This window comes from Streptomyces sp. NPDC057654 (assembly GCF_042800135.1).
GTDB lineage: Bacteria > Actinomycetota > Actinomycetes > Streptomycetales > Streptomycetaceae > Streptomyces.
In genome coordinates, this window is the sequence record NZ_JBHVHQ010000357.1 from 1 (window position 1) to 8,178 (window position 8,178).

At 73.1% G+C, this 8,178-nt stretch carries 6 protein-coding genes and 1 riboswitch; of the genes, 4 read left to right on the plus strand and 2 right to left on the minus strand.

What is annotated here, in order from left to right; genetic code table 11:
* Together ACFU99_RS24250 and ACFU99_RS24255 are read right to left on the minus strand one after the other, a co-directional pair.
* Positions 1–758, minus strand: a 758-nt coding sequence (locus tag ACFU99_RS24250; RefSeq protein WP_384395287.1) for a prenyltransferase/squalene oxidase repeat-containing protein, incomplete at its 3' end; no start/stop codon positions are given.
* 182 nt (positions 759–940) lie between these two features.
* Positions 941–1,093: riboswitch (cobalamin riboswitch) on the minus strand.
* Between the two features lie 25 nt (positions 1,094–1,118).
* The gene (locus ACFU99_RS24255) at positions 1,119–2,165 is read right to left on the minus strand and encodes an MBL fold metallo-hydrolase (RefSeq protein ID WP_384395288.1); all 1,047 of its coding nucleotides are present in this window, start codon (positions 2,163–2,165) and stop codon (positions 1,119–1,121) included.
* A 327-nt stretch (positions 2,166–2,492) separates the two neighbouring features.
* On the opposite strand from ACFU99_RS24255, the gene ACFU99_RS24260 reads away from it, so the two are divergent.
* From ACFU99_RS24260 to lanKC, 4 genes are all read left to right on the plus strand, one after another.
* On the plus strand, positions 2,493–3,659 hold the full coding sequence (locus ACFU99_RS24260) for a methyltransferase domain-containing protein (protein WP_384395290.1): 1,167 nt from the start codon (positions 2,493–2,495) through the stop codon (positions 3,657–3,659).
* A 149-nt stretch (positions 3,660–3,808) separates the two neighbouring features.
* Positions 3,809–5,269, plus strand: coding sequence for an aldehyde dehydrogenase (locus tag ACFU99_RS24265; RefSeq protein WP_384395292.1), 1,461 nt, complete (start codon positions 3,809–3,811; stop codon positions 5,267–5,269).
* On the plus strand, positions 5,269–5,502 hold the full coding sequence (locus ACFU99_RS24270) for a ferredoxin (protein ID WP_384395294.1): 234 nt from the start codon (positions 5,269–5,271) through the stop codon (positions 5,500–5,502). The genes ACFU99_RS24265 and ACFU99_RS24270 overlap by 1 nt, the downstream gene beginning before the upstream one ends.
* 172 nt (positions 5,503–5,674) lie before the next feature.
* The coding region (gene lanKC / locus ACFU99_RS24275; RefSeq protein ID WP_384395296.1) for a class III lanthionine synthetase LanKC at positions 5,675–8,178 on the plus strand (2,504 nt) is incomplete at its 3' end.

The following is an 8,178-nucleotide window of genomic DNA, read 5'->3' on the forward strand; positions in this document are numbered from 1 at the left end:
TTGTCATCCTTCGCGCAGTCGAGCGGCTTCGGGGCCTTGTCCCCGCCGCTCGGGTGCTCGACCAGATACCCCTTGCCCGAAGCGGCCAGCGTCGCCGCCGCGCTCGCGAGGTCGTTGGCGAGCAGCTGCCCCTTCTGCGGCAGATAGGTGAAGGCCCCCTGCTCGCCCGGCTTGTGGTCGCAGCCGAGCTGGAAGGCGAGCAGCGCGTCGTACGGGCTCTTGCCGCCCTTGGCCGTGGCCTTCGCCGGGTCCTGGCCGGCCGCCGCGTACGCGCCGATGGCCGTCGCGGTGGAGTTGGCGTTGCTGGGGTTGCCGGGCTGCGCGCCCCAGCCGCCGTCCTCGTTCTGCGTGGACTTGAGCCAGTCGAGCCCCTTCTTCACCTCCGCGCCGCGCCCGCCGACCGTGGCGAGCCCCTGCACGGCGGCGGCCGTGGCGTCGGTGAACTCGCCCTTCTTCGCGTCGCAGGCCGTGCCGGTGTCGGCGCGGTACCCGGCGAAGCCGCCGTCCGAGCACTGCTGCCCGGCCAGCCAGTCCACGGCCGACTTGGCGGGCGTGACGCCTGTCGAGTCCTGCGCGAGGAAGGCCAGGGACTGCCGGAACACGCCGTCGAACTGCGGGTTCGTCGTCCCGTACAGCCCCGTCGCCGCGGGGGACGGCGAGTCGGCGGAGGCGGCGGGGGCCGCGGCCGCGCTCAGCAGGGCGGCGGCGGCCAGGGCCGCGGCGCCGCGGCGCGCGTGGACGGCGGGGGAGGGGGCCATGGGGTCGGTGCCTCTCGGTGAAGGTCGCAACGGTGGGTGCTGCACAGCGGTGGGTGGTACACAGCCGTGCACGGCCGCCCACCCGCGCGCTGTCTGCCGCGCGGTGGCACCGGGCTCAGCTCCGTATACCTCGACGGTGCCGGTGGCCGGGCGCCGCCGCCAGGCGGACGCGTCCGGCTCCGGGAGCCTGTTCGCCCCATCGCGGGTGCTCCGGCTCGTACGGCCGTACACACGCGCGTACGGCAGCACTCACGGTTGCGGGTCAGCGCCGGAGTCGCACCGGCTTTCCCCGTGGCGAGGCGGGATGAAGTTGTGCAGAACACTCTAACGGGAGGGTCGGGGCGGTCTGGGGGACGTGCCTCATACCGCCTGGTACGTGACGGGCTCGGTCCCCGGCACGGCCTCCGCGTGGCCGAGCTTCACGAGCCGCCGCAGATGGGCCTCCGCCTCGGAGACGGCGATGTTGCGCGAGGTGTAGGGGATGTCGGCCCACGGGCGGTTCCACTCCATGGCCTCGGCGAGCTGCCAGGGCGTCCTGGGGGCGGCGAGCAGGGTGCGCAGGTCGGCGAGGCGGGAGCAGTGGTGCAGGAGGAGTTCGCGGACGCGGCCGGGGGCGTCGGCGAAGGGGTGCTGGTGGGCGGGGAGCACCTCGGCGGGGGCGAGGGCGGCGACGCGTTCGAGGGAGGCGAGGTAGTCGCCGAGCGGATCGATGGCCGTGGCCGCCTGCTCGGCCTCCGGGTCCTCGTACAGGCCGATGTGCGGCGTGATGCCCGGCAGCAGATGGTCGCCGGAGAACAGCCGGCCGTGGCCGGGCCGTCCGGCCGGGTGGTCCTCTTCGAGGTGGAGGCAGACGTGGCCGGGCGTGTGGCCGGGCGTCCAGACGGCGCGCAGCCGGCGGCCGGGGAGGTCGAGGAGCTCGCCCGGCTCGATGGCCCGGTCGGGCAGTGCGGCCCGCTGCCCGGGGAGGGGCCGGGCGCGCCCCTCGGCGAGCCTGGCCGTCAGCGGAGCGAGATGGTCCGCGGGCGCGCCCGCGGCGGCGAGTTTGTCGACGAGGTACCCGAGCCAGCGGGCGGGCTCCGCCTCGCGCGTGCGCCGCACCACGTCCGTATCGGCCGGGTGCATGGCGATCCACGCCCCCGACTCCTCGCGGACCCGCCCGGAGAGGCCGTGGTGGTCGGGGTGGTGGTGGGTGATGAGCACCCCGCGCAGTTCGCCCACGGCCGTACCGCACTCCGCGAGCCCGGCGGCGAGCGCGTCCCACGAGGCGGGGTCGTCCCAGCCGGTGTCGATGAGGACGGGGCCGTCGTCGGTGTCGAGCAGGTAGACGAGGGTGTGCCCGAGGGGATTGTCCGGTATGGGTACGGGAATGGCCCAGACCCCGCCTCCGTGGTCCGTCACTTGCGCCATGCCGGGGCCCCTCTCGCCGTGGTTCGCCGCGTCCCGCGCCGGATCCACTGCCCACTATAACTAGAACGAGTATCAGTTATTCGGTTCTGATTTCTCCAACGCGCCGCCTGGGAAACCGCCTTGGGGTGGTATCAGGGCAGGTGTGCCGCTGTCGGCTCGGGAGCGTGTCGTCCTGGTGCCGGTGTGCGCACTCTCAGTAAGTTGAGGCACCTGCCTGACGGGAGAGCGCGCGATGGGTAAGCACAGCGGCAAGCCGGACCCGGCCGAGAGCGACGGCCACAAGCCCGACAGGCCCATTCCCCCGCCGCCTCCCGAGAAGAAGTAGCCGTGGCCCCGGTGGCCGCGGGCCCCGCCGAACTCGCCGGTCTTCTCGCGGACGCCGGGCTCCTCGCGCCGGGCTGGCGGGAGGTGTTCGCGGCAGTCGACCGCGGGCGGTTCGTCCCCGACCGGATCTGGATCCGCGGCGCGGACGGCTATCTTCCGCTGTCCCGGGCCCGCGAGCCCGACCGGTGGCGGCAGTGCGTCTACGGCGACATGCCGCTCGTCACCCAGGTCGAGGACCCGCCCGGCGACGGCCCCGCGTTCACGCCGACCAGTTCGGCGTCCATGCCGCAGGTCGTCGCGGCCATGCTGGGACACCTCGATCCGCACCGGGGCCACCGCGTCCTGGAGATCGGCACCGGCACCGGCTACAACGCCGCGCTGCTCTCGGAGTTCCTCGGCGACGACCGGGTGACCACCGTCGAAGTCGACGCCGAACTCGCCGCTCGCGCCCGCCGCGCCCTGGAGTCCGCAGGCCACGCCCCGTCGATCGTCACGGCGGACGGGGCGGAGGGGTGGCCCGAAGCGGCCCCCTACGACCGGCTCATCGCGACGTGCGCCGTCCAGCGCGTCCCGTACCGCTGGGTCGAGCAGACGTCCCCCGGCGGCCGCATCGTCACGCCGTGGGGCACGGGGCTCCACAACGGGGTCCTGCTCCGTCTCGACGTCCATCGAGGCCCGGACGGGCCGGTGGCCCAGGGCCCCGTGGTGGGCGACAGCGCGTTCATGTGGATGCGCGCCCAGGCCCCGCACCGCGACGTGATGGCCGTCGTTCACCACCCTGAGAACGCCGTCACCGGCCGCACCCGCCTGGACCCCCGCTATCCGCTCGGCGACACCGATGCCGCGTTCGGCGTCGGACTCATGGTGCCCGGCGCCCGCAGTTCGGTCGGCCACGGGCCCGACGGTGAATGGACCCTCTGGCTCGCCGACGCGGCCACCGGCTCCTGGGCCTGTCTCGACTACGTCCCCGACGCGCCCAGTTTCGAGGTCCAGCAGCACGGGCCGCGCCTGCTGTGGGGCGAAGCCGAGGCGGCCTACCGGTGGTGGGAGCAGGCGGGATCGCCGGAGCGCACCCGCTACGGGCTCATCGTCACCGCCGCCGGCCAGCAGGCATGGCTCGACGAGCCCGGCAGGCCCGTACCCGGCCCGGTGGCGCGAACGGCGCGGTAGGCGCCGCGCGGCGAGGCTTTGAGCGGGGCCGGTCGATGGGTGGCCAACTGTAACTAGAACTGGTATCAGTTCTGATGCAGTGTCAGAACGGTTGCCGGTGACGGCGGCCGTACCGGCAGGGGCCAAGCCAACCCGCGGGAGGCTCAGACATGAGCGACCTCATCGAGCACGGACAGCTCTTCATCGGCGGCGAGTTGACCGATCCGGCAGGCCGGGACGTCATCGAGGTCGTCTCGCCGCATACGGAGCAGGTCATCGGCCGGGTGCCGCACGCCTCGCGTGCGGACGTGGACAAGGCGGTCGCCGCCGCGCGCGCCTCCTTCGAGTCCGGGGTCTGGGCGAACCGCACCCTGGACGAGCGGATCGAGGTCGTCACCCGCATCAAGGACGCCATCGCCGCGCGCCACGAGGAGATCGCCCGGCTGATCTCGGCGCAGAACGGCTCCCCCTCCTCCTGGAGCGTCCTCGCGCAGGCGCTCGGCGCGATGATGGTCTGGGACTGCGCGATCACCGTCGCGCGCGACTTCCCGTACGAGGAGCGGCGGGCCGGAGTGCTCGGGCCGCTGCTGGTGCGGCGCGAGCCGGTCGGCGTGGTGGCGGCCGTGGTGCCGTGGAACGTGCCGCAGTTCGTGGCCGCCGCGAAGCTCGCCCCCGCGCTGCTCGCCGGGTGCTCGGTGGTGCTCAAGCCGTCGCCGGAGACGCCGCTCGACGCGTACGTGCTGGCCGAGATCGCCGCCGAGGCGGGGCTGCCGCACGGAGTGCTCTCCGTCCTGCCGGCCGACCGGGAGGTCAGCGAGTACCTGGTCGGCCACCCCGGCGTCGACAAGGTCTCCTTCACCGGATCCGTCGAGGCCGGGCGGCGCGTCATGGAGGTGGCCTCCCGCAACCTGACCCGCGTCACCCTCGAACTCGGCGGCAAGTCCGCCGCCGTCATCCTCCCCGACGCCGACCTGGACGCGGCCGTCGCCGGGATCGTGCCGAGCGCCTGGATGAACAACGGGCAGGCGTGCGTGGCCCAGACCCGCGTCCTCGCGCCCCGCGCCCGCTACGACGAGATAGCGGAACGGCTCGCCGCCGCCGCGGGCGCGCTCGTGGTGGGCGACCCGATGGACGCCGCCACCGAGGTCGGCCCCCTCGTCGCGCGCCGGCAGCGGCAGCGGTCCCTGGACTACATCGCCATCGGCCAGCAGGAGGGCGCCAAGCTCCTGACCGGCGGCGGACGCCCGGCGAGCCAGGAGACGGGCTGGTACGTGGAGCCGACGCTCTTCGGCGACGTCACCAACTCCATGCGCATCGCCCGCGAGGAGATCTTCGGGCCGGTCGTCTGCCTGCTGCCGTACGAGGGCGAGGAGGAGGCGGTGCGGATCGCCAACGACTCCGACTATGGGCTCTCCGGCAGCGTCTGGACCGCCGACGTCGAGCACGGCATCGACGTCGCACGCCGGGTGCGCACCGGCACGTACTGCGTGAACACCTTCAGCCTCGACATGCTCGGCCCGTTCGGCGGCTACAAGAACTCCGGCCTGGGCCGGGAGTTCGGGCCCGAGGGGTACTCGGAGTACCTGGAGCACAAGATGATCCACCTGCCCGCGGGCTACGGGGACAGCTGATGTGCGACCGCTGGCACGTCGAGGTCGACCGGGGCGTGTGCATCGGCTCGGGCATGTGCGTGAGCACCGCGCCCGAGGCGTTCCGGCTCGACGCCGCACGCCAGTCGCACCCGGTGACCGCCGAACGCGACGCCTCGGAATCCGTCCTCGCCGCGGCCGAAAGCTGTCCGGTCGAGGCCATCACCATCACGGAGCTCCCGAGTGGGGAGGCGGTATTCCCGCCCGAGGAATGAGGAATAGCGCCGGTCCGTGCTGACTCGTACCCATCCGTACGCGCTTACTCATATCTACTAGCGCGTACTAGCGGTTACTTGTGAGTTCCGCACGGCCGCTTCATGACAACCGTGACTGTCAGACCCCCCGACGGCGTGGAAATCTCGATGCAACGTCGTCGAGGGGGGTCCCGTGGACAAGCGGTACGAGGTCTTCTGCCTTGCCGACACATACTTCTACGAGACCCCGGACCGACTCTCCGCCGCGGCCCCCGGGACCGGTGGATCCGGCCCGCTCTACGAGACCGCCCAGCGCGCCGTCCCCGAAGGGTGGCGGTCCTTCCTCTCCGGGGACTGGCTCCATGTCAGCCCCGTCACCACGGACGGAAAATCCCTTCCGGGAAGACCGCGACAGGGCTGGAAGGTGCACGTCTCCGCGTGTCTGGAGAACGCCGAGAAGACCGCCGCCAAGGTGTGGGACTACTGCGTGCCCCGCGCCATTCCCTTCAAGTTCGTACCCGGCCCGCGCCCGCTCCACTTGCGGAACTCCAAGTACGCGCCGCGCGGCTCCAGCGGGAAATTCGTCACCATCTACCCGGCCGACGACCGGCAATTCCACCTCATTCTTGAGGAATTGGGCGCGCTGCTGGCCGGCGAACCCGGCCCGTACATCCTCTCCGACCTGCGCTGGAACGACGGCCCGCTGTACGTCAGATACGGCGGCTTCACGCCCCGCTACTGTCTCGACGCCACCGGCTCCCTCGTCCCGGCCATCGAGAACACGGAAGGACAGCTCATCCCGGACCGCCGGGACCCGGCCTTCCACGTCCCGGACTGGGTGACACTCCCCGCCTTCCTCGAACCGCAGCTCGCCGCCCGCAACGCCACGACCACCACCGACCTCCCGTACCGCATCGAGAAGGCCCTGCACTTCTCCAACGGCGGCGGCGTCTACGCGGGCACCTCCACCCGCACCGGCGCGAAAGTGGTGCTCAAGGAGGCCCGCCCGCACGCCGGACTCGCCGCCGACCGGGCCGACGCCGTCACCCGGCTGGAGCGCGAGAAGACCGCCCTGGAACGGCTGACCGGCCTCGGCGTCGCCCCCGAGGTGCGCGACTGGTTCACCCTCGGCGACCACCGCTTCCTGGTGATGGACCACCTCGAAGGCACCACCCTCAACTCGTTCTACGCCCGGCGCCACCCCCTGATCGGCGCCGCCCCGGACCCCGCGGCCGTCGCCGGCTACACGCGGTGGGCGCTGCGCGTCCACGGCGCGGTACGAGCGGCCGTCGCCGCCGTCCACAGCCGTGACGTGGTCTTCAACGACCTGCACATGTTCAACATCATGGTCGCGCCCGACGAGGAGTCCGTGATGCTCCTCGACTTCGAGACCGCCGCGCACGTGGACGAGAACCACCGGCAGGCCGTCGCCCACCCCGGCTTCATCGCCCCCGCCGACCGACGCGGCTTCGACGTCGACCGCTACGCGCTCGCGTGCCTGGGCCTCGCGCTGTTCCTGCCGATGACCACGCTGCTGGTCATCGACCGGGACAAGGCGGCGCACCTCGCCGACGTCGCGGCCGCGCAATTCCCGGACGTGCCAGGGGAGTTCTGGGACGAGGCGGTCCAGGAGATCGGGCGGGTCGCGGGGGAGGGTTCCGCCGCTGAGCCGGTGACGGCCGGGGAGACGACCGCGGTCACCGCCGCCCCCTCCTCAGTCCCCTCCGAGCGCTACCTGCCCGTCGCGCCCGCGGACTGGCCGCTCAGCCGCGACTCCATGGTCCGCGCCATCCTCGCCTCGGCCACCCCCGAGCGCGAGGACCGGCTCTTCCCGGGCGACATCTCCCAGTTCGAGACCGGCGGCGGCCTCGGCCTCGCGCACGGCGCGGCCGGAGTGCTCTACGCCCTCGGCGAGGTCGGCGCACCCCGTTACGAACAGGGCGAACAGTGGCTGCTGCACCAGGCCGCCGACCCGCCGCGCGGCGCGCCGCTCGGCCTCTACGACGGCCTGCTCGGCGCCGGCTACGTACTCGACCGCCTCGGCCACCCCGAGCACGCGCTGGACCTCGTCGAACGGGTCCTCACCGAGAAGTGGCAGCGGCTCTCCCCCGACCTGAACAGCGGACTCGCCGGCCTCGGCCTCACGCTCGACCACCTGGCGGCGACCACGGGCGAGAACGCCCTGCGCGCCCGCGCCCTGGAGGTCGCCGAACTGGCCGCCGCGCGGCTGGCCCGCGTCCGGGACGCCGGGAAACGCACCCGCGCCGGGCTGCTGCACGGCGCGAGCGGGGCGGCCCTGCTCTTTCTGCGGCTGTACGAGCGTACGGGCGACGCCGCCCTCCTGGACCACGCGGCCGACGCGCTGCGGCAGGACCTCGCCGCGTGCGTACGCAACGACCGCGGCACCCTGGTCGTCGACGAGGGCCGGCGCACCCTGCCCTACCTGGGCGAGGGCAGCATCGGCATCGGCGCGGTCCTCGACGACTTCGCGGCGCACCGCGCGGTGGAGGAGTTCGAGACGGCGCGGACCGCCATCCTGCCCGCCGCGAAGTCCCGCTTCTACGCGCAGCCCGGCCTCTTCCGGGGCCGCGGCGGATCGGTTCTCCACCTCAGCCGCACCACCGCGCGCGGCGTCGCCCCCGGCGACCTCGACGCCCAACTGGCCGCCCTCGCCTGGTACGCGGTCCCGTACCAGGG